20 protein-coding genes, 2 tRNA genes and 1 rRNA gene are annotated in these 20,894 nt (G+C 52.3%); 7 read left to right on the top strand and 16 right to left on the bottom strand.

Annotated elements, in window-relative coordinates:
• Nucleotides 1-79: 79 nt before the first annotated feature.
• The 3 genes from rho to trxA all read right to left on the bottom strand — a co-directional run bounded on the left by rho (nt 80) and on the right by trxA (nt 1,995).
• Complete coding sequence (rho, locus tag ACJHWK_RS22245) at nt 80-1,339, bottom strand: transcription termination factor Rho (protein ID WP_001054527.1); 1,260 nt, start codon at nt 1,337-1,339, stop codon at nt 80-82.
• A gap of 84 nt (nt 1,340-1,423) precedes the next feature.
• Complete coding sequence (gene rhoL, locus ACJHWK_RS22240) at nt 1,424-1,525, bottom strand: rho operon leader peptide RhoL (RefSeq protein WP_001295255.1); 102 nt, start codon at nt 1,523-1,525, stop codon at nt 1,424-1,426.
• Between the two features lie 140 nt (nt 1,526-1,665).
• Nucleotides 1,666-1,995 (bottom strand): thioredoxin TrxA, encoded by a 330-nt coding sequence (gene trxA, locus ACJHWK_RS22235; protein ID WP_001280776.1) that lies wholly within the window; start codon nt 1,993-1,995, stop codon nt 1,666-1,668.
• Nucleotides 1,996-2,125: 130 nt separating this feature from the next.
• On the opposite strand from trxA, the gene rhlB reads away from it, so the two are divergent.
• A complete protein-coding gene (gene rhlB / locus ACJHWK_RS22230; RefSeq protein WP_001521751.1) occupies nt 2,126-3,391 on the top strand; it encodes an ATP-dependent RNA helicase RhlB in 1,266 nt (421 codons plus the stop codon).
• Between the two features lie 135 nt (nt 3,392-3,526).
• Nucleotides 3,527-5,011: a guanosine-5'-triphosphate,3'-diphosphate diphosphatase gene (gene gppA / locus ACJHWK_RS22225; RefSeq protein ID WP_001445788.1), complete on the top strand. Its 1,485-nt coding sequence runs from the start codon at nt 3,527-3,529 to the stop codon at nt 5,009-5,011.
• A 46-nt stretch (nt 5,012-5,057) separates the two neighbouring features.
• On the opposite strand, the gene rep is transcribed toward gppA, so the two are convergent.
• Nucleotides 5,058-7,079: a DNA helicase Rep gene (gene rep, locus ACJHWK_RS22220; RefSeq protein ID WP_001521748.1), complete on the bottom strand. Its 2,022-nt coding sequence runs from the start codon at nt 7,077-7,079 to the stop codon at nt 5,058-5,060.
• A gap of 217 nt (nt 7,080-7,296) precedes the next feature.
• Here rep and ACJHWK_RS22215 point away from each other — a divergent pair, with 217 nt between their 5' ends.
• Both ACJHWK_RS22215 and ppiC read left to right on the top strand, forming a co-directional pair.
• On the top strand, nt 7,297-7,746 hold the full coding sequence (locus ACJHWK_RS22215) for a type II toxin-antitoxin system PemK/MazF family toxin (protein WP_000996699.1): 450 nt from the start codon (nt 7,297-7,299) through the stop codon (nt 7,744-7,746).
• 151 nt (nt 7,747-7,897) lie between these two features.
• Nucleotides 7,898-8,179, top strand: a complete 282-nt coding sequence (gene ppiC / locus ACJHWK_RS22210; RefSeq protein WP_001140258.1) for a peptidylprolyl isomerase PpiC — start codon at nt 7,898-7,900, stop codon at nt 8,177-8,179.
• Nucleotides 8,180-8,224: 45 nt separating this feature from the next.
• On the opposite strand, the gene ilvC is transcribed toward ppiC, so the two are convergent.
• Nucleotides 8,225-9,700, bottom strand: a complete 1,476-nt coding sequence (ilvC, locus tag ACJHWK_RS22205; protein ID WP_000024951.1) for a ketol-acid reductoisomerase — start codon at nt 9,698-9,700, stop codon at nt 8,225-8,227.
• A gap of 149 nt (nt 9,701-9,849) precedes the next feature.
• On the opposite strand from ilvC, the gene ilvY reads away from it, so the two are divergent.
• Complete coding sequence (gene ilvY / locus ACJHWK_RS22200; protein WP_000365783.1) at nt 9,850-10,740, top strand: HTH-type transcriptional activator IlvY; 891 nt, start codon at nt 9,850-9,852, stop codon at nt 10,738-10,740.
• Here ilvY and ilvA read toward each other — a convergent pair.
• The 7 genes from ilvA to ilvL form a co-directional block, all read right to left on the bottom strand.
• Entirely contained in the window at nt 10,737-12,281 is a 1,545-nt protein-coding gene (gene ilvA, locus ACJHWK_RS22195) for a threonine ammonia-lyase, biosynthetic (RefSeq protein WP_024166469.1), read from the bottom strand. The two genes, ilvY and ilvA, sit on opposite strands and share 4 nt — an antisense overlap.
• Nucleotides 12,282-12,283: 2 nt before the next feature.
• Nucleotides 12,284-14,134, bottom strand: a complete 1,851-nt coding sequence (gene ilvD / locus ACJHWK_RS22190) for a dihydroxy-acid dehydratase (protein WP_001521740.1) — start codon at nt 14,132-14,134, stop codon at nt 12,284-12,286.
• A gap of 64 nt (nt 14,135-14,198) precedes the next feature.
• Nucleotides 14,199-15,128, bottom strand: coding sequence for a branched-chain-amino-acid transaminase (gene ilvE, locus ACJHWK_RS22185; protein ID WP_000208520.1), 930 nt, complete (start codon nt 15,126-15,128; stop codon nt 14,199-14,201).
• A gap of 19 nt (nt 15,129-15,147) precedes the next feature.
• On the bottom strand, nt 15,148-15,411 hold the full coding sequence (gene ilvM, locus ACJHWK_RS22180) for an acetolactate synthase 2 small subunit (protein ID WP_000983255.1): 264 nt from the start codon (nt 15,409-15,411) through the stop codon (nt 15,148-15,150).
• Nucleotides 15,408-17,054 carry an acetolactate synthase 2 catalytic subunit gene (gene ilvG / locus ACJHWK_RS22175; RefSeq protein WP_001012630.1) on the bottom strand — a complete coding sequence of 549 codons (1,647 nt, stop codon included), beginning with the start codon at nt 17,052-17,054 and terminating at the stop codon, nt 15,408-15,410. The genes ilvM and ilvG overlap by 4 nt, the downstream gene beginning before the upstream one ends.
• A 2-nt stretch (nt 17,055-17,056) precedes the next feature.
• The gene (gene ilvX / locus ACJHWK_RS22170; protein ID WP_001387183.1) at nt 17,057-17,107 is read right to left on the bottom strand and encodes a peptide IlvX; all 51 of its coding nucleotides are present in this window, start codon (nt 17,105-17,107) and stop codon (nt 17,057-17,059) included.
• Between the two features lie 86 nt (nt 17,108-17,193).
• The gene (gene ilvL / locus ACJHWK_RS22165) at nt 17,194-17,292 is read right to left on the bottom strand and encodes an ilv operon leader peptide (RefSeq protein WP_001311244.1); all 99 of its coding nucleotides are present in this window, start codon (nt 17,290-17,292) and stop codon (nt 17,194-17,196) included.
• 352 nt (nt 17,293-17,644) lie between these two features.
• Here ilvL and ACJHWK_RS22160 point away from each other — a divergent pair, with 352 nt between their 5' ends.
• Nucleotides 17,645-19,165, top strand: coding sequence for a YifB family Mg chelatase-like AAA ATPase (locus tag ACJHWK_RS22160; protein ID WP_000058969.1), 1,521 nt, complete (start codon nt 17,645-17,647; stop codon nt 19,163-19,165).
• Between the two features lie 24 nt (nt 19,166-19,189).
• Here ACJHWK_RS22160 and maoP read toward each other — a convergent pair whose 3' ends face one another.
• Nucleotides 19,190-19,528, bottom strand: a complete 339-nt coding sequence (gene maoP / locus ACJHWK_RS22155; RefSeq protein WP_000841001.1) for a macrodomain Ori organization protein MaoP — start codon at nt 19,526-19,528, stop codon at nt 19,190-19,192.
• A gap of 118 nt (nt 19,529-19,646) precedes the next feature.
• On the opposite strand from maoP, the gene hdfR reads away from it, so the two are divergent.
• Nucleotides 19,647-20,486, top strand: coding sequence for an HTH-type transcriptional regulator HdfR (hdfR, locus tag ACJHWK_RS22150; protein ID WP_000379230.1), 840 nt, complete (start codon nt 19,647-19,649; stop codon nt 20,484-20,486).
• Between the two features lie 94 nt (nt 20,487-20,580).
• On the opposite strand, the gene ACJHWK_RS22145 is transcribed toward hdfR, so the two are convergent.
• The 3 genes from ACJHWK_RS22145 to rrf all read right to left on the bottom strand — a co-directional run.
• Nucleotides 20,581-20,656 (bottom strand) — tRNA-Trp (locus tag ACJHWK_RS22145).
• Nucleotides 20,657-20,664: 8 nt separating this feature from the next.
• Nucleotides 20,665-20,741 (bottom strand) — tRNA-Asp (locus ACJHWK_RS22140).
• A gap of 54 nt (nt 20,742-20,795) precedes the next feature.
• Nucleotides 20,796-20,894: ribosomal RNA gene (gene rrf / locus ACJHWK_RS22135) — 5S ribosomal RNA — on the bottom strand; the annotation flags it as partial.

The following is a 20,894-nucleotide window of genomic DNA, read 5'->3' as shown; positions in this document are numbered from 1 at the left end:
TTGTTATAACGCCGTTAAGATTACAGATATAAAAACAAAACGCCACGTAAACACGTGGCGTTTTTGGCATAAGACAAATTTATGAGCGTTTCATCATTTCGAAGAAATCGTCATTGGTCTTGGTCATTGCCAGTTTATTAATGAGGAATTCCATTGCATCGATTTCGCCCATCGGGTGAATGATTTTGCGCAGGATCCACATTTTCTGCAGTTCTTCCTGAGTAGTGAGCAGCTCTTCTTTACGGGTACCGGAACGGTTGTAGTCGATTGCCGGGAAGACGCGTTTTTCAGCGATCTTACGAGAGAGGTGCAGTTCCATGTTGCCTGTACCTTTAAACTCTTCGTAGATAACTTCGTCCATCTTGGAACCGGTATCGATAAGCGCGGTAGCGATGATGGTCAGGCTGCCGCCCTCTTCCACGTTACGCGCCGCACCGAAGAAGCGTTTCGGACGATGCAGGGCGTTGGCATCCACACCACCGGTCAGCACTTTACCTGACGCCGGAACAACGGTGTTGTAAGCGCGCGCCAGACGAGTGATGGAGTCGAGCAGAATGATAACGTCTTTCTTGTGCTCAACCAGGCGTTTCGCCTTCTCGATCACCATTTCCGCAACCTGAACGTGGCGAGATGCGGGTTCGTCAAAGGTAGAAGCAACAACTTCACCTTTAACCAGACGCTGCATCTCGGTTACTTCTTCCGGACGTTCGTCGATCAGCAGAACCATCAGTACGCAATCCGGGTGGTTGTAAGCAATGCTCTGAGCAATGTTCTGCAGCAGCATGGTTTTACCGGCTTTCGGCGGTGCCACAATCAGACCACGCTGACCACGACCGATAGGTGATGCCAGATCCAGTACGCGAGCGGTTAAATCTTCCGTAGAACCGTTACCACGTTCCATACGCAGACGAGAGTTTGCGTGCAGCGGGGTTAAGTTCTCAAAGAGGATTTTGTTGCGGGCGTTTTCAGGTTTGTCGAAGTTAACTTCGTTAACTTTCAGCAGCGCAAAATAGCGTTCACCTTCTTTCGGCGGGCGAATCTTACCAGAGATGGTATCACCAGTGCGGAGGTTGAAACGGCGGATTTGGCTAGGGGAAACGTAGATGTCATCAGGACCGGCGAGGTAGGAGCTGTCTGCGGAACGGAGGAAACCAAATCCATCCTGCAATATCTCCAGTACGCCATCACCAAAGATATCTTCGCCACTCTTTGCGTGCTGCTTCAGGATGGCAAAAATAATGTCCTGCTTACGCATACGAGCCAGGTTTTCCAGCCCCATATTTTCGCCGAGAGTGATCAGCTCAGAAACCGGCGTATTCTTTAATTCGGTAAGATTCATAGTGGTGTGAGTTCTTAAACTTGGGGTAAATCTCGAACTTAATGTTGTGAATGGTATGGCAGGATCATCCATGCCTGTTTACGGTCATCGACTCATGTCTTTTCGCTGCCTGGTCACAGGAGAGTACGCAGAACTGAAACGACAAGACGGATTGAGTGACGAGCCAGAAATCTGTTCACTTCGCATTTAAGATAAAACGGGAAGCGTTGGAAATTACAAGATTCAAACTTAATAAGGTATGTTTAATACGAAGTCAACACTAAGTTAGCATGACTCACGCCGGGCGTCCAGTTTTTAGCGACGGGGCACCCGAACATGAAATTCCCTTACGCCAGGTTAGCGTCGAGGAACTCTTTCAACTGACCTTTAGACAGTGCGCCCACTTTGGTTGCCGCCACTTCACCGTTTTTGAACAGCAGCAGAGTCGGGATACCACGGATGCCATATTTCGGCGCAGTGCCAGGGTTTTGATCGATGTTCAGTTTTGCAACGGTCAGTTTGCCCTGATATTCGTCAGCGATTTCATCCAGAATCGGGGCGATCATTTTGCACGGACCGCACCACTCTGCCCAGAAATCGACGAGGATCGCCCCGTCCGCTTTGAGTACATCCGTGTCAAAACTGTCGTCAGTCAGGTGAATAATTTTATCGCTCATATATAACTCCACAGGAATAAGCCTGGCGTGTTGGTTTCGTTGTTGGTGTAACATTAACCAACTAAAGGTTGACTTTATTTCACCGGATACGCTTTCGTAAAGCAATAGTAAGCTGATATTCTACCACACTATGAGCAAAACACATTTAACAGAACAGAAGTTTTCCGACTTCGCCCTGCATCCGAAGGTTGTAGAAGCCCTTGAAAAAAAAGGGTTTCATAACTGTACGCCCATTCAGGCACTGGCCCTTCCGTTGACGCTGGCGGGTCGTGACGTAGCCGGGCAGGCGCAAACCGGTACCGGGAAAACGATGGCGTTTCTTACGTCAACGTTTCATTATCTTCTCTCTCATCCCGCGATTGCCGATCGCAAGGTGAATCAACCGCGTGCCTTAATTATGGCACCGACGCGTGAACTTGCCGTGCAGATCCACGCCGACGCGGAACCGCTGGCGGATGCAACCGGCCTGAAGCTGGGTCTGGCTTACGGTGGTGATGGCTACGACAAACAGCTGAAAGTGCTGGAAAGCGGCGTTGACATTCTGATTGGCACCACGGGGCGTTTAATTGACTACACCAAGCAGAACCACATTAACCTCGGTGCCATTCAGGTAGTGGTACTGGACGAAGCCGATCGTATGTACGATCTGGGCTTTATTAAAGATATCCGCTGGCTGTTCCGCCGTATGCCGCCTGCAAACCAGCGCCTCAACATGCTGTTCTCCGCCACGCTTTCGTACCGGGTACGTGAACTGGCGTTCGAGCAGATGAACAATGCCGAATATATTGAAGTGGAACCGGAACAGAAAACGGGCCACCGTATTAAAGAAGAGCTTTTCTACCCTTCTAACGAAGAAAAAATGCGTTTGCTGCAAACGCTGATCGAAGAAGAGTGGCCAGACAGAGCGATTATTTTCGCCAACACCAAACACCGTTGTGAAGAGATCTGGGGCCACCTGGCGGCAGATGGTCATCGTGTCGGTTTGTTGACAGGCGATGTCGCGCAGAAAAAACGTCTGCGTATTCTTGATGAATTTACCCGTGGGGATCTGGATATTCTGGTTGCCACCGACGTTGCCGCGCGTGGCCTGCATATCCCGGCTGTGACGCACGTCTTTAACTACGATTTACCCGATGACTGTGAAGATTACGTTCACCGTATTGGTCGTACAGGTCGTGCAGGCGCAAGTGGTCATTCCATCAGCCTGGCATGTGAAGAGTATGCATTGAATTTGCCTGCTATTGAGACCTATATTGGTCACTCAATTCCGGTAAGCAAATACAATCCGGACGCATTGATGACCGATCTGCCTAAACCGCTGCGCCTCACGCGCCCGCGCACAGGCAATGGTCCGCGTCGTACTGGTGCTCCGCGTAATCGTCGTCGTTCAGGTTAAATAAAAAATGTCATACTCAAAATCATTCAAACTGTATCAAGATGGCCAGAGAATGAACCCCGATGAGCTTACTGTAGTAAGTGATTCAGGTGAAAGAATGCAGCCAACACAGAGACAGATTGAAGGATGAAGAGTATGGGTTCCACCTCGTCGCTGTATGCAGCCATTGATCTCGGTTCGAATAGTTTTCATATGCTGGTTGTGCGCGAGGTGGCTGGAAGCATCCAGACGCTGACGCGAATTAAACGCAAAGTGCGTCTGGCTGCTGGCCTGAATAGCGAAAATGCCCTCTCTAATGAAGCAATGGAGCGCGGTTGGCAATGTCTGCGCCTGTTTGCTGAACGTCTGCAAGATATCCCTCCCTCGCAAATTCGCGTTGTCGCTACGGCGACATTACGACTTGCCGTCAATGCGGGTGATTTTATTGCCAAAGCACAGGAAATCCTCGGTTGTCCGGTACAGGTGATCAGCGGTGAAGAGGAAGCACGTCTGATTTATCAGGGCGTTGCTCACACAACTGGCGGTGCCGATCAGCGCCTGGTGGTGGATATAGGCGGTGCCAGTACTGAACTGGTAACCGGCACGGGTGCACAAACCACCTCGTTGTTCAGCCTGTCGATGGGCTGTGTCACCTGGCTGGAACGCTATTTTGCCGATCGTAATCTGGGGCAGGAAAATTTTGATGCTGCAGAAAAAGCGGCACGCGAAGTGTTACGTCCGGTTGCCGATGAATTACGGTATCACGGCTGGAAAGTGTGCGTTGGCGCTTCCGGCACCGTGCAGGCGTTACAGGAAATCATGATGGCACAGGGGATGGATGAACGCATTACCCTGGAAAAGTTGCAGCAACTGAAACAGCGAGCCATTCATTGCGGTCGGCTGGAGGAACTGGAGATTGACGGGCTGACGCTGGAACGTGCGTTAGTGTTCCCGAGTGGTCTGGCAATCCTGATAGCCATTTTTACCGAACTGAATATTCAGTGTATGACCCTGGCGGGTGGTGCGCTGCGTGAAGGCCTGGTCTACGGCATGTTGCATCTGACCGTCGAGCAGGATATTCGCAGCCGTACGCTGCGTAATATTCAGCGCCGCTTTATGATCGATATTGATCAGGCACAGCGCGTAGCCAAAGTTGCGGCTAACTTCTTCGATCAGGTGAAAAACGAATGGCATCTTGAAGCAATAAGCCGCGATTTGCTCATCAGCGCCTGCCAGCTTCATGAAATCGGCCTGAGCGTTGACTTCAAACAAGCGCCGCAACACGCTGCTTATCTGGTACGTAATCTGGATCTTCCCGGTTTTACCCCCGCACAGAAAAAACTGCTGGCGACGCTACTGCTCAACCAGACGAATCCGGTCGATCTCTCATCGCTGCATCAGCAAAATGCCGTACCGCCGCGCGTCGCAGAACAACTCTGCCGTTTACTACGCCTGGCCATCATTTTTGCCAGCCGTCGCCGTGACGATCTCGTGCCAGAGATGACATTACAGGCTAACCATGAACTGTTGACCTTGACGCTTCCGCAAGGTTGGCTAACCCAACATCCGCTGGGTAAAGAGATTATTGCTCAGGAAAGCCAGTGGCAGAGCTATGTCCACTGGCCGCTGGAAGTGCATTAATGAGTAAGTGCCGGATGCGATGCTGACGCATCTTTTCCGGCCTTGATTATTTCCCTCGTTTTGCCGCCATCATCGCTTTCAGATTCGCCAGATGGCTTTGCCCTTTCTGCATCCGTTCTTCGGCGCTGACCACTTTGCGCTCCTGTTCCCAAATCAGATCATCCTGCGGCAGCTCCAGCAAAAAGCGGCTCGGCTCCGGGCGCACCAGTTCGCCGTACTGACGGCGTTCTTTACACAGCGTAAAGGTCAATTCCTTCTGGGCGCGGGTAATGCCGACATAGGCCAGCCGCCGCTCCTCATCGATATTATCTTCATCGATACTGCTCTGGTGCGGCAAAAACCCTTCTTCCATACCGACCATGTAGACATAAGGAAACTCCAGCCCTTTCGACGCGTGCAGAGTCATCAGTTGTACCTGATCTAACTCTTCATCACTCTCGCCGCGCTCCATCATGTCGCGCAGAGTAAAGCGCGTCACCACCTGGGTGAGCGTCATCGGCTCATCCAGTTCGCTACCTTCCAGCATCTCCGTCATCCAGCTAAACAGTTGGTTGACGTTCTTCATGCGCATTTCGGCGGCTTTCGGGCTGGGCGATGTTTCGTACAGCCAGGATTCATAATCCATGCCGTGGATCAGATCGCGTACCGCGGCAATCGGCTCCCGCTCCGCCAGACGCTGGATTTCTGCCAACCAATGAGTGAAGCGGGTCAATGCTTCATAACCACGTCCGCTAAGCGTCTGACTCAGGCCCATATCAAAGCTGGCGGTAAACATGCTTTTATTGCGCGTCATCGCCCACTCACCCAGCTTTTTCAGCGTAGCCGGGCCAATCTCTCGCTTCGGCGTGTTAACAATACGCAGAAATGCGCTGTCATCGTCCGGGTTAGTCAGCACGCGCAGATAAGCCAGCAAATCCTTGATTTCAGGACGAGAGAAAAACGACGTACCACCAGAAATTTTGTACGGGATGCGGTTTTGCATCAGGAATTTTTCAAACACCCGCGACTGATGGTTACCGCGATAAAGAATGGCGTAATCTTTGTACTGCGTTTTATTGACGAAGTGATGCGCGATCAGCTCGCCGGTGACTCTCTCGGCTTCATGTTCTTCGTTATTCGCGCTTAAAACTTTTAGCTCCGCGCCATAGCCCAGTTCGGAGAACAGACGCTTTTCAAAGACGTGCGGGTTATTGGCAATGAGGATGTTCGCCGCTTTCAGAATACGTCCGGAAGAGCGGTAGTTCTGCTCAAGCTTAATCACCTTCAGTGCCGGGAAATCCTGACTCAGCAGCACCAGGTTTTGCGGACGTGCACCGCGCCAGGAGTAGATCGACTGGTCGTCATCGCCAACTACGGTAAAGCGCGCGCGGCTGCCCACCAGCAGTTTCACCAGTTCATACTGGCTGGTGTTGGTGTCCTGATACTCATCCACCAGCAGGTAGCGAATTTTGTTCTGCCAGCGCTCGCGGACTTCTTCATTGCGTTGCAGCAGCAACGTCGGCAATAAAATCAGATCATCGAAGTCGAGAACGTTACAGGCTTTCAGGTGTGCATCATACAGCCCATAACAATGGGCAAAAATACGGTCCCGCTCGCCAATCGCACTGGCTGCCGCCTGGGACGGTGTTTTGAGATCGTTCTTCCAGTTAGAGATGGTCGAAATCAGCTGTTGCAGGAGAACTTTGTCATCTTCAATCAGCCCCTCGGTCAGCTCTTTAAGCAAAGCAAGCTGATCGGTATCGTCAAACAACGAGAAGTTTGCTTTCATCCCAAGCGCCGCATACTCGCGTTTGATGATATCCAGCCCCAGTGTGTGGAAGGTGGAGATCATCAGCCCACGCGCCTCTTTGCGACCCAACGTCTGCCCGACACGCTCTTTCATCTCGCGCGCCGCCTTATTGGTAAAGGTCACCGCCGCGATATGTCGCGCCTGATAACCGCAACCGCGGATCAGATGGGCGATTTTATTGGTGATGACACGAGTTTTACCGGAACCCGCGCCTGCCAGCACCAGGCAGGGGCCGGTAACGAATTCGACAGCTTGTTGTTGGCCGGGGTTTAGACGCATAGGTGTATTGCTCAATCTTCGAACGGGGGGGAGGATTGTAGCAGAATCGCATTTGAATGTGACCGAGTGAAAACCGCTAACCGGATGGCTGCGGATGTTTAAATCAGAGAGGGAAGGCCGAAACCGGAGTTCATCATGAATCCATTAGACTTAGAAAATATCGGGTCGTAACGTTGTGTTATTACTTTTTCAGAGTTTACTAAGGAGAGGTTTACTCGTGGCGATTAATTTCAGCCCCAAGGTTGGTGAAATACTGGAATGCAACTTTGGTAACTATCCTGTTAGCCAGAATGGACAGTTCAGCACGACGTATTACGATGGCCGCATTCCACCTGAGATGATAAAAAATAGGTTGGTTGTCGTGCTCAACGGAAAAATTAATGGCAACGCATGTATCGTCGTTCCATTATCAACCACTCGCGACCATGACAAGTTAAATCGTGGAATGCATGTTGAAATAGCCAGTAATGTTATCAATGACATGCATTTCTTTGATCAGCAGATACGTTGGGCTAAAGCCGACCTGGTACAACAAGTCAGTCGAAACCGATTAAACAGAGCAAGGACTTATCGGGGGTATCTTAATCAATGTTTGCCACATGAGTTGGTTGCAGACATACAGAGGGCAGTCATCAAGTCAATCAATGCCATATCGCTCATAAATTGACAATAAAATCACCATCCCCGATAATGACTCTGTAGCCCATAGAGGCCCTAAGTTTTCTCCCCTTGAGGGACCTGCGAAGCCCGGATTTTCCGGGCTTTTGCCATATATGTCCCCCCTCCCTGACTGACAATGTTTAATTCAAGGCACGATCATGGCAAAAACAGCAGCTGCACTGCATATCCTTGTAAAAGAAGAGAAACTGGCTCTGGAACTTCTCGAGCAGATTAAGAACGGTGCCGATTTCGGCAAGCTGGCGAAGAAACACTCCATTTGCCCGTCAGGTAAACGCGGTGGTGATTTAGGTGAATTCCGCCAGGGCCAGATGGTTCCGGCGTTCGATAAAGTGGTTTTCTCTTGTCCGGTACTGGAGCCAACCGGTCCGCTGCATACCCAGTTCGGGTATCACATCATTAAGGTGCTTTACCGTAACTAACAGCAAGGCCTTCTTCAGGAGAAGGCCTTGAACTCTGAATCGCACTTAACCCGCAACAGCAATGCGTTTCATATCTGTCATATAGCCGCGCAGTTTCTTACCTACCTGCTCAATCGCATGGCTGCGAATCGCTTCGTTCACATCACGCAACTGCGCGTTATCTACCGCACCTTCCGGAATAGCTTTACCCAGGTCGCCCGGTTGCAGCTCTGCCATAAACGGTTTCAGCAGCGGCACACAAGCGTAAGAGAACAGATAGTTACCGTACTCGGCGGTATCAGAGATAACCACGTTCATTTCGTACAGACGCTTACGAGCGATAGTGTTGGCAATCAGCGGCAGTTCGTGCAGTGATTCATAGTAAGCAGACTCTTCGATGATGCCGGAATCAACCATGGTTTCAAACGCCAACTCAACGCCTGCTTTTACCATCGCGATCATCAGTACGCCTTTATCGAAGTACTCCTGCTCGCCGATTTTGCCTTCATACTGCGGCGCGGTTTCGAAGGCGGTTTTGCCGGTCTCTTCACGCCAGGTCAGCAGTTTCTTATCGTCGTTGGCCCAGTCAGCCATCATGCCGGAGGAGAATTCGCCAGAGATGATGTCGTCCATATGTTTCTGGAACAGCGGTGCCATGATCTCTTTCAGCTGTTCAGACAGCGCGTAAGCACGCAGTTTCGCCGGGTTAGAAAGACGGTCCATCATCAGGGTGATGCCGCCCTGTTTCAGCGCTTCGGTGATGGTTTCCCAACCGAACTGAATCAGTTTTTCTGCGTATGCCGGATCGGTGCCTTCTTCCACCAGTTTGTCGAAGCACAGCAGAGAACCAGCCTGCAACATACCGCACAGGATGGTTTGCTCGCCCATCAGGTCAGATTTCACTTCCGCAACAAAAGAGGATTCCAGCACGCCCGCACGGTGACCGCCGGTTGCAGCCGCCCATGCTTTAGCGATCGCCATGCCTTCGCCTTTCGGATCGTTTTCCGGGTGAACGGCAATCAGCGTCGGTACGCCGAATCCACGTTTGTATTCTTCACGCACTTCGGTGCCAGGGCATTTCGGCGCAACCATTACTACGGTGATGTCTTTACGGATCTGCTCGCCTACTTCGACGATGTTAAAACCGTGCGAGTAACCCAGCGCCGCGCCGTCTTTCATCAGTGGCTGTACGGTGCGCACTACATCAGAGTGCTGCTTGTCCGGCGTCAGGTTAACCACCAGATCCGCCTGCGGGATCAGTTCTTCGTAAGTACCAACTTTAAAACCATTTTCGGTCGCTTTACGCCAGGATGCGCGCTTCTCGGCAATCGCTTCTTTACGCAGAGCGTAAGAAATATCCAGACCAGAATCACGCATGTTCAGGCCCTGGTTCAGACCCTGTGCACCACAACCGACGATGACTACTTTTTTACCCTGAAGGTAGCTCGCGCCATCGGCGAATTCATCGCGCCCCATAAAGCGACATTTGCCCAGCTGTGCCAGCTGCTGGCGCAGATTCAGTGTATTGAAGTAGTTAGCCATGGTGATTCCTCGTGATGTTGTGCTTCTTATTGTTCGGTTCGCGTTTGCGAGAATGAATTCACTATATGACAGGAAATTCATTGCGGAAATTGATATATTCACAACATCACATTGCAATTTCTGCAACGCCAACATTGAGGGCTGCGCCATTGGATTTACGCGATCTGAAAACCTTCCTGCATCTGGCGGAAAGCCGCCATTTTGGCCGTAGCGCGCGAGCAATGCACGTTAGCCCGTCTACGCTTTCGCGACAAATACAGCGCCTGGAAGAAGATCTCGGTCAGCCGCTGTTTGTGCGTGATAACCGCACGGTAACGCTGACGGAAGCGGGCGAAGAACTGCGCGTTTTCGCCCAGCAAACGCTGTTGCAATATCAGCAATTGCGTCACACCATCGATCAGCAAGGGCCGTCGCTCTCTGGCGAATTACATATCTTCTGCTCGGTGACCGCTGCCTACAGCCATCTGCCGCCGATTCTGGATCGCTTCCGCGCGGAACACCCGTCAGTGGAGATCAAACTCACTACCGGTGATGCGGCGGATGCAATGGAAAAGGTGGTCACTGGCGAAGCAGATTTGGCGATTGCCGGAAAACCGGAAACCTTGCCCGGCGCGGTGGCATTTTCGATGCTGGAGAATCTGGCGGTGGTGCTGATTGCTCCCGCGCTGCCCTGCCCGGTGCGTAATCAGGTATCTGTCGAAAAGCCCGACTGGTCTACAGTGCCGTTTATCATGGCCGATCAGGGACCGGTACGCCGCCGCATTGAACTGTGGTTTCGGCGTAACAAAATCAGCAACCCAATGATTTACGCCACGGTTGGCGGGCATGAAGCGATGGTATCGATGGTGGCGCTCGGCTGTGGCGTGGCGCTGTTGCCGGAAGTGGTGCTGGATAACAGCCCGGAACCGGTGCGTAACCGCGTGATGATTTTAGAGCGCAGTGATGAAAAAACGCCGTTTGAGCTGGGCGTGTGTGCGCAAAAAAAGCGGCTGCATGAGCCGCTGATTGAGGCATTCTGGAAGATTTTGCCGAACCACTAACCCGCCAAAAAGAACCTGAACGCCGGGTTATTGGTTTCGTCGTGGCAATCGTAGCCCAGTTCATTCAGCCGGGTTTCAAAATCCGGCTCATGATCGCCAAGCTCGAACGCCGCCAGTACGCGCCCGTAGTCGGTGCCATGGCTGCGATAATGGAACAAAGAAATGTTCCAGTGCGTACCCAGCGTGTTGAGGAAGCGCAGCAGCGCGCCCGGTGATTCCGGGAATTCGAAGCTGTAGAGGCGTTCCTGCAACGGATGCGATGGACGCCCGCCAACCATATAGCGCACATGCAGCTTCGCCATTTCGTCGTCGGAGAGATCAACCACGCTGTAGCCACCGTCGTTGAGCATCTGCAAAATTTCTTTGCGCTCTTCGAGACCGCGGCTCAGGCGCACGCCGACAAAAATGCAGGCGTTTTTGGCATCAGCAAAGCGGTAGTTGAACTCGGTGACCGAGCGCCCACCAAGTAACTGGCAGAATTTGAGGAAGCTGCCCTTTTCTTCCGGAATGGTCACCGCCAGTAACGCTTCACGCTGTTCGCCCAGTTCGCAGCGTTCCGAGACGTAGCGCAGACCGTGAAAGTTCACGTTGGCACCGGAAAGAATATGCGCCAGCCGTTCACCGCGAATGTTGTGCTGGGCGATGTATTTTTTCATCCCCGCCAGCGCCAGCGCGCCGGAGGGTTCCGCCACTGCGCGCACATCTTCGAACAGGTCTTTCATCGCCGCACAGATGGCATCGCTATCGACGGTGATGATGTCGTCAAGATACTCCTGGCACAAACGGAAGGTTTCATCGCCGATGCGTTTTACCGCGACGCCTTCAGCAAACAGCCCCACGCGGGGCAGATCAATGGGATGACCTGCATCAAGTGCCGCTTTCAGGCAGGCGGAATCTTCCGCTTCCACGGCGATCACTTTGATTTGTGGCATCAGTTGTTTGATAAGTACCGCGACGCCCGCCGCCAGACCGCCGCCGCCGACCGGTACAAATACGCGGTCGAGATGGGCGTCCTGCTGGAGCAGTTCCAGCGCCAGCGTGCCTTGCCCGGCGATCACCATCGGATGGTCGAACGGCGGCACCCAGGTGAAGCCCTGCTGCTGTGACAGTTCGATCGCTTTCGCTTTCGCTTCGTCAAAGTTCGCGCCATGAAGCAGCACTTCGCCGCCAAAGCCGCGCACCGCATCAACTTTGATATCGGCGGTGGCGGTTGGCATGACGATCAGCGCCTTCACGCCTAACCGTGCGGAAGAAAACGCGACGCCCTGCGCGTGGTTACCCGCAGAAGCGGTGATCACGCCGTGCGCTTTTTGTTCTTCCGTCAGGCCCGCCATCATGGCGTATGCGCCGCGCAGCTTAAAGCTGTGTACTGGCTGGCGATCTTCGCGCTTCACCAGAATCACGTTATCAAGACGCGACGACAGTTTTTCCATTTTCTGTAGCGGCGTGACCTGCGCCGCTTCGTAGACCGGCGCGCGCAGCACCGCTCTTAAATATTCGGCACCTTCAGGGGCACCGGACAGGGGTTGTGAGTCTGCCATCATTAACCCCCCAGTTTCGATTTATCGCGCACCGCGCCTTTGTCGGCGCTGGTTGCCAGGCTGGCGTAGGCACGCAGCGCAAAGGAAACCTGGCGTTCACGGTTTTTCGGCGTCCAGGCTTTGTCGCCACGAGCTTCCTGCGCTTCACGACGCGCCGCCAGTTCGGCATCGCTTACCTGTAACTGAATGCCACGGTTCGGAATGTCGATAGCGATCAGGTCGCCGTCTTCAATCAGGCCAATGCTACCGCCGCTTGCCGCTTCCGGCGAGACGTGGCCGATGGAAAGACCAGAGGTGCCGCCGGAGAAGCGTCCGTCGGTGATCAGCGCGCAGGCTTTACCGAGCCCCATTGATTTCAGGAAGCTGGTTGGGTAGAGCATTTCCTGCATGCCGGGGCCGCCTTTCGGGCCTTCGTAACGGATCACCACCACATCGCCAGCGACAACTTTGCCGCCGAGAATCGCTTCTACCGCGTCGTCCTGGCTTTCGTACACTTTCGCCGGACCGGTGAATTTGAGGATGCTGTCATCGACGCCCGCGGTTTTAACGATGCAGCCGTTTTCTGCGAAATTACCGTACAGCACCGCAAGGCCGCCGTCTTTGCTATAGGCGTGTTCCAGCGAGCGGATACAGCCATTGGCGCGATCGTCGTCCAGCGTATCCCAACGGCAATCTTGCGAGAATGCCTGGGTGGTACGGATACCCGCAGGGCCGGCGCGGAACATATTTTTTACCGCGTCATCCTGAGTCAGCATAACGTCGTATTGTTCCAGCGTTTGCGGCAACGTCAGGCCAAGTACGTTTTTCACATCACGGTTCAGTAACCCCGCGCGATCCAGCTCGCCGAGAATACCGATAACACCACCAGCCCGGTGAACATCTTCCATATGGTATTTTTGGGTGCTCGGCGCAACTTTACACAGCTGCGGAACCTTGCGGGAAAGCTTATCGATATCACTCATGGTGAAGTCGATTTCCGCTTCCTGCGCCGCCGCCAGCAGGTGAAGTACGGTGTTGGTAGAGCCGCCCATCGCGATATCGAGCGTCATGGCGTTTTCAAACGCCGCCTTACTGGCGATATTACGCGGCAGTGCACTTTCGTCATTTTGCTCGTAGTAACGTTTGGTCAATTCAACAATGCGTTTACCGGCATTGAGGAACAGCTGCTTACGGTCGGCGTGAGTTGCCAGCAGCGAGCCGTTGCCCGGCAGCGACAGGCCCAGCGCTTCGGTCAGGCAGTTCATTGAGTTAGCGGTAAACATCCCGGAGCAGGAACCGCAGGTCGGACACGCGGAACGTTCAACCTGATCGCTCTGGGAGTCAGATACTTTCGGGTCTGCGCCCTGGATCATCGCATCAACCAGATCGAGCTTGATGATCTGATCGGACAGTTTGGTTTTCCCGGCCTCCATCGGGCCGCCGGAAACAAAGATCACCGGAATATTCAGGCGCAGGGAAGCCATCAGCATCCCCGGGGTGATTTTGTCGCAGTTAGAGATGCAGACCATGGCGTCGGCGCAGTGGGCGTTGACCATATACTCAACGGAATCAGCGATCAGTTCGCGAGATGGCAGTGAATAAAGCATCCCCCCGTGGCCCATGGCAATCCCATCATCCACCGCAATGGTGTTGAACTCTTTGGCAACGCCGCCAGCCGCTTCAATTTGTTCGGCGACCAGTTTACCGAGATCGCGCAGATGGACGTGACCCGGTACAAATTGGGTGAACGAGTTCACAACCGCGATAATCGGCTTACCGAAATCGGCGTCGGTCATTCCGGTGGCGCGCCACAGCGCACGAGCACCCGCCATATTACGACCATGAGTGGTGGTGGCGGAACGGTACTTAGGCATACTTTATTTACTCCCAGTGTCTGTCTCGTAAATGGGACGGTGCGTGCCGTCCCATTTTTTGTATTTATTGATTAACTTGATCTAACCAGCCCCATTTATCTTCGGTTTCGCCAGTGAAGAGGCCGAAGAAGGCTTGCTGAATGCGTTTGGTAACCGGGCCGCAACGGCCTTCACCAACCTGAATACCGTCTACACTGCGCACTGGCGTGATTTCTGCCGCAGTACCGGACATAAACACTTCATCCGCCAGGTACAGTGATTCGCGCGACAGCACCTGCTCACGCACTTCAATTCCCAGCTCTTTCGCCAGTTTGATGATGGCGTCACGGGTAATACCCGGCAGCGCGGAGGAGGTGAACGGTGGGGTGAACAGCACACCATCTTTCACTTCAAACAGGTTTTCGCCTGCGCCTTCAGAGATATAACCGTTCACATCCAGCGCGATACCTTCCTGATAACCGTGGCGGCGCGCTTCGCTACCCACCAGCAGGGAAGAGAGGTAGTTACCACCGGCTTTTGCCGCCGTCGGGATGGTGTTTGGTGCTGCGCGGTTCCAGGAGGAAACCATCGCATCGATCCCCTGCTCCAGCGCTTCTGCACCCAGATAGGCCCCCCACGGGAAAGCGGCAATAATCACATCGGTTGAGTATCCCGCTGGCGGGTTTACGCCCATGCCAACATCACCGACGAAGATCAGCGGACGGATATAGGCGCTGGTGAGATTGTTTTTGCGGATCACGTCACGACAAGCTTCCATCAGCTCATCAATGCTCTGCGAAACCGGGAAGCGATAGATTTTGGCGGAGTCATGCAGACGCTGCATATGCTCACGATGGCGGAATACAACCGGTCCTTTGTGCGAGTCGTAGCAACGGATGCCTTCAAAAACCGAGGTGCCATAGTGCAGCGCGTGCGACATCACATGCACCTTCGCGTCTTCCCAGCGAACCATCTCCCCATTGAACCAAATGTAATCAGCTTTCTTCGTGGTCATTTTTATATTCCTTTTGCGCTCAGGCGCGGATTTGTTGTGATGTGGTTGTGCTCTGGCAGATGGCAACGTGTGCGACGTCCACCAGTTTATTTAACTGACTAAACAGTAAGTCGACCGACCGTGGGCTGGCAACGGTCAATTCGATATTTATATTTTGTGCATCGCTGGCGGCGGCCATATTCATTGAACAGACGTGGAAACCACGATGACGCACCACGCGTAAAACACGTTCTAAGGTTTCCGGATTGAAGCGAGCCGATACATTGACCTGATGTTGCATCATGATAATTTCTCCAACATTTCTGAATTACTGGCACCTGGCGGCACCAGCGGCCAGACGTTCTCAAGTTCGTCGATTGAGACATGAAGCAGGTATGGCCCATCACTGTTCAGCATGGTGTCGAGTGCCGCTTCAACCTGGTCTTTACGGGTGATGTGTTGGCCAGGGATGCCGAAGGCGCTGGCTAACATGAGGAAATCGGGGTTATCAGTAAGGGTTGTTTCGCTGTATCGTTCCTGGAAAAACAGTTGCTGCCATTGTCGAACCATCCCTAACCGTTGGTTATCGAGTAAGACGATTTTCAACGGTAACTGCTTGCGTTTTACGGTGCCCAGCTCTTGCACATTCATCATGAAAGAGCCGTCACCGGAGATACAGACGACGGTATCGTTCGGTCGCGCGACTTGTGCGCCAACCGCCGCCGGTAAACCAAAACCCATGGTGCCTAATCCGCTGGAGGTGATGAAGTTTTCCGGGCGAGTGTGGACGATGTGCTGGGCAGCCCACATCTGGTGCTGCCCCACATCTGTGGTCACGATGCAATCCGCAGGTTTACGATCCGACAGTTGTTTTAACAACAACGGCGCGTAGATAGCGTCACCAGGATGGTCGTAACGCCAGGCATGTTCATCACGCAGTTGCGCGCAGTGTTGCTGCCAGTCATCGATATTTAACGGCTGCAGTAATGCTGGTAACAGAGCATTTAAATCACCCTGTAATGCCACATGTGCCTGACGCAGCTTGTTCATTTCTGCCGGATCGATATCCATATGGATAACGCTGGCGTGTGGTGCGAAGGTGTTCAGTTTGCCGGTCACCCGGTCATCAAAACGTGCGCCCACGGCGATCAGTAGATCGCACTCCTGCACTGCGAAGTTCGCCGCTTTGGTGCCGTGCATCCCCAGCATGCCCAGATAGTACGGATAATCTGCTTCTACTGCGCCCAGCCCTTTCAACGTACAGGTGGCAGGCATTTTTGTGGCAGCGAGAAATTCACGCAAAGCCGAAACTGCCTGCGCCATGCCCACGCCACCGCCAACGTACAGCATCGGTTTTTGCGCTTTTGCCAGCATCTGACGCGCTTGCTCGACTTCGGCATGTGGGAAAGTCACTTCGTTTTCAACAGTGGTGAACCACGGTTCCAGATCGCCGCTGGCTAACTGGATATCTTTTGGAATATCGACCAAAACCGGACCAGGACGACCTGAGCTGGCAACGTCGAATGCTTCAGCCATGATGCGCGGCAACTCTTCCAGCGACTGCACCAGAAAGCTGTGCTTGGTACAGGCTAATGACAATCCCAGTACATCCACTTCCTGAAATGCGTCAGTGCCGATAAACGGTGCGGATACCTGACCGGTGATAGCAACAACGGGGATGGAATCTAACAGCGCGTCCGCAAGCCCGGTTATCAGGTTGGTTGCACCTGGACCAGACGTGGCGATACATACGCCAGTTTTGCCGGTAGCACGGGCATAACCGATAGCCGCCATTGCTGCACCTTGCTCGTGTCGGCACAGCAAGTGTTCCACGCCACCGTCATACAATGCATCGTAAACCGGCATAATTGCGCCACCCGGATAACCGAAAACGGTGTTCACACCCTGTGCCCGCAACGCATGTACCACCCACTGTGCGCCATTCATAGTTAGTTCCCCGTCCTGAATCTTGAGAAACAGAATTTTGTGCTGTTATTCATTGTCTGCTCCTCAGTTATGTTTTTAAGGTCAAAAAAAACCCCCGGACCTTTCGGTGCGGGGGTCTTAGTTCGTTAAGGCTTGATCTCTAAGCCTTTCCTCGTCCAAGTGCAGCCCCGCACGGTGGGATAATAATCACCACCACGCTAATCACGACCAAGCTAATCACTCGTAGAAGGGCTGTCATTTTGTCTTTTCTTGCATCTTGTTCGAAGGAATGCCTAAAGAGTTACCATAGATTTTGCGAATAGCACAAGATATTTTTTGGCCTATTTTTATGATGTCTTTAATAATTTCAAGAGAAATTGTTGTTTTTTAAAAAGAAAATAGTGAGTGAAAAAAATTCAATTTCAGTATGAATGTTGTTCCCTTCCTCGTAGTTCATCCTTTGCCCGCTGCATTTTTGCGAGCATCATTCCACCGCCAGAACAACTCAACTTCACTTACACAAATAAACCGGAATCAGCCACTAAAATTCACGAATTAGCGGGCTACAGCAGCGATATCTTATGCACATAATGGTGACTCAAGGAGGGCTTATGTCACTGTCAATTGTTCATACCCGCGCAGCCCTGGGAGTAAATGCGCCCCCAATCACTGTTGAGGTACATATCAGTAAAGGTCTACCCGGCTTAACGATGGTGGGCTTACCAGAAACAACGGTAAAAGAAGCCCGCGATCGCGTGCGCAGCGCCATTATCAATAGCGGATATGAATATCCGGCGAAAAAAATCACCATCAACCTTGCTCCAGCCGATCTGCCAAAAGAAGGGGGACGATATGATTTACCTATCGCCATTGCGTTGCTGGCGGCCTCAGAACAGCTTACAGCCAATAAATTAGATGAATATGAATTAGTCGGAGAACTAGCGCTTACAGGCGCTCTGCGTGGCGTTCCCGGCGCAATCTCCAGTGCAACTGAAGCTATTAAGTCGGGCAGAAAAATTATCGTCGCGAAAGATAACGAAGATGAAGTGGGGCTAATTAACGGTGAAGGATGCCTGATAGCCGATCATCTGCAGGCTGTCTGTGCGTTTCTGGAGGGTAAGCACGCTCTCGAACGCCCGAAACCAACTGATGCAGTATCCCGGGCGCTACAACATGATCTCAGTGATGTTGTCGGTCAGGAGCAAGGAAAGCGAGGACTGGAAATTACCGCCGCTGGCGGGCACAACCTTTTACTGATTGGGCCGCCGGGAACAGGTAAAACAATGCTCGCCAGCCGTATTAATGGCCTTTTGCCAGATTTAAGCAATGAAGAGGCACTGGAGAGCGCTGCGATATTAAGTCTGGTAAATGCTGAATCAGTACAAAAACAATGGCGGCAGCGCCCATTCCGCTCACCGCATCACAGTGCGTCGTTAACTGCGATGGTGGGCGGTGGTGCAATTCCAGGGCCAGGTGAAATTTCGCTGGCGCATAACGGCGTGCTTTTTCTTGATGAGCTACCTGAATTTGAACGGCGTACACTGGATGCCTTGCGAGAGCCGATTGAATCCGGGCAGATCCATCTTTCACGCACACGAGCAAAAATAACCTATCCAGCCCGTTTCCAGCTTGTTGCGGCGATGAATCCCAGCCCTACCGGACATTATCAGGGAAACCATAACCGCTGCACGCCAGAACAGACATTACGTTATCTCAACCGGCTCTCGGGGCCCTTTCTCGACCGCTTCGATCTCTCACTGGAGATCCCATTACCGCCCCCCGGCATTTTGAGTAAAACGGTAGTGCCGGGAGAAAACAGCACCACCGTTAAACAACGTGTAATGGCCGCCAGAGAGCGCCAATTTAAGCGGCAGAATAAACTGAACGCCTGGCTGGATAATCCGGAAATACGCCAATTCTGCAAGCTTGAGAGCGAAGATGCGCAGTGGCTGGAAGAAACGCTGATCCATCTGGGGTTATCGATTCGTGCCTGGCAGCGGTTATTGAAAGTTGCACGAACAATTGCTGATATTGATCAGTCTGACATTATCACACGTCAGCATTTGCAGGAGGCAGTTAGCTATCGTGCGATTGACCGTTTGCTCATCCATCTGCAAAAACTACTGACATAAAAAAAGGGCATTTCGCCCTTTTTATTAATCGTCAGAATCGGTGTAGTCTTCAGCACCTTCAACCTGCGGTTTACCGCCGGAAAGGGTGTGAAAACGTTTTGGACGCTTGATACGCGTCATATACTTGGACCACACGCGTTCTGCTTCTGTCACTGGCTCACGTTCGCCACGGCATACTGCTACGAAGAGTTTCTCTTCCTCGGTAACCGGCTCGCGTTTGCCAAGATCCAACTCATTGAAGGCATAACCATGACGCTCAAGCAGTTGTGCCTCTTTGATGGTGAAGTCACCATGACGAGAGAATCCACGTGGATAATGTTTATTGTCGAAATATCGATTAGTCGTCGTAAAGCTTTCCGCCATCCTGCACGCTCCTAATTCTTTGACCGAGCTAGTTATGGCGCGGAGTATTAGTTACGCTTGACAGAGTGTAAAACAAAACATTTAAATCATAACGACAAATAATTTTGCGGAGAGCACTGTGGATACGGAATTGTTAAAAACTTTCCTGGAAGTTAGCCGAACGCGTCACTTTGGTCGAGCGGCTGAATCGCTCTATCTGACCCAATCAGCCGTGAGCTTTCGAATCAGACAACTGGAAAATCAACTGGGTGTGAACCTTTTCACCCGCCACAGAAACAATATCCGTTTAACCGCTGCCGGTGAAAAACTACTGCCTTATGCAGAAACGCTCATGAGCACCTGGCAGGCCGCCCGTAAGGAGGTGGCGCATACCTCACGACATAACGAGTTTTCTATCGGTGCCAGCGCCTCATTGTGGGAATGTATGCTTAATCAGTGGCTGGGACGTTTGTATAAAAATCAGGATGCCCATACAGGCTTACAGTTCGAAGCGCGAATTGCCCAACGGCAGTCTCTGGTAAAACAGCTGCATGAACGCCAGCTTGATCTTCTTATTACTACTGAAGCGCCCAAAATGGACGAATTTAGCAGTCAGTTGCTCGGGTATTTCACTTTAGCGCTTTATACCAGTGCCCCTTCCAAACTAAAGGGAGATCTTAACTATCTGCGACTGGAATGGGGGCCAGATTTTCAACAGCATGAGGCAGGTTTGATCGGTGCTGACGAAGTTCCCATTCTGACAACCAGTTCTGCTGAACTGGCACAGCAACAGATTGCGACGCTTAATGGTTGCACCTGGCTACCCGTCAGTTGGGCGCGTAAAAAAGGCGGCCTGCATACCGTTGTCGATAGCACAACACTTTCACGGCCGCTTTATGCCATATGGCTGCAAAATAGCGATAAAAATGCGTTGATTCGCGATCTATTGAAAATTAACGTGCTGGATGAAGTGTATTAATCTGAATGGCTGGCAAGGATGCCGGTAGAAGGATTTACTTCGGAGAGGTTATTTCAGATAAAAAAAATCCTTAGCTTTCGCTAAGGATGATTTCTGGCAGGGGCGGAGAGACTCGAACTCCCAACACCCGGTTTTGGAGACCGGTGCTCTACCAATTGAACTACGCCCCTAATTAGGGTGGCGGAACGGACGGGACTCGAACCCGCGACCCCCTGCGTGACAGGCAGGTATTCTAACCGACTGAACTACCGCTCCACCGAATTCTTTTACAACCACCGGTTTTATGACCGGCTTACTGCTAAATTTGATGCCTGGCAGTTCCCTACTCTCGCATGGGGAGACCCCACACTACCATCGGCGCTACGGCGTTTCACTTCTGAGTTCGGCATGGGGTCAGGTGGGACCACC

The sequence above is a fragment of the Escherichia sp. WS547 genome (genome assembly GCF_046486065.1).
Taxonomy (GTDB): Bacteria; Pseudomonadota; Gammaproteobacteria; order Enterobacterales; family Enterobacteriaceae; genus Escherichia; species Escherichia coli.
This window is presented reverse-complemented; position numbering and strand designations above follow the sequence as displayed.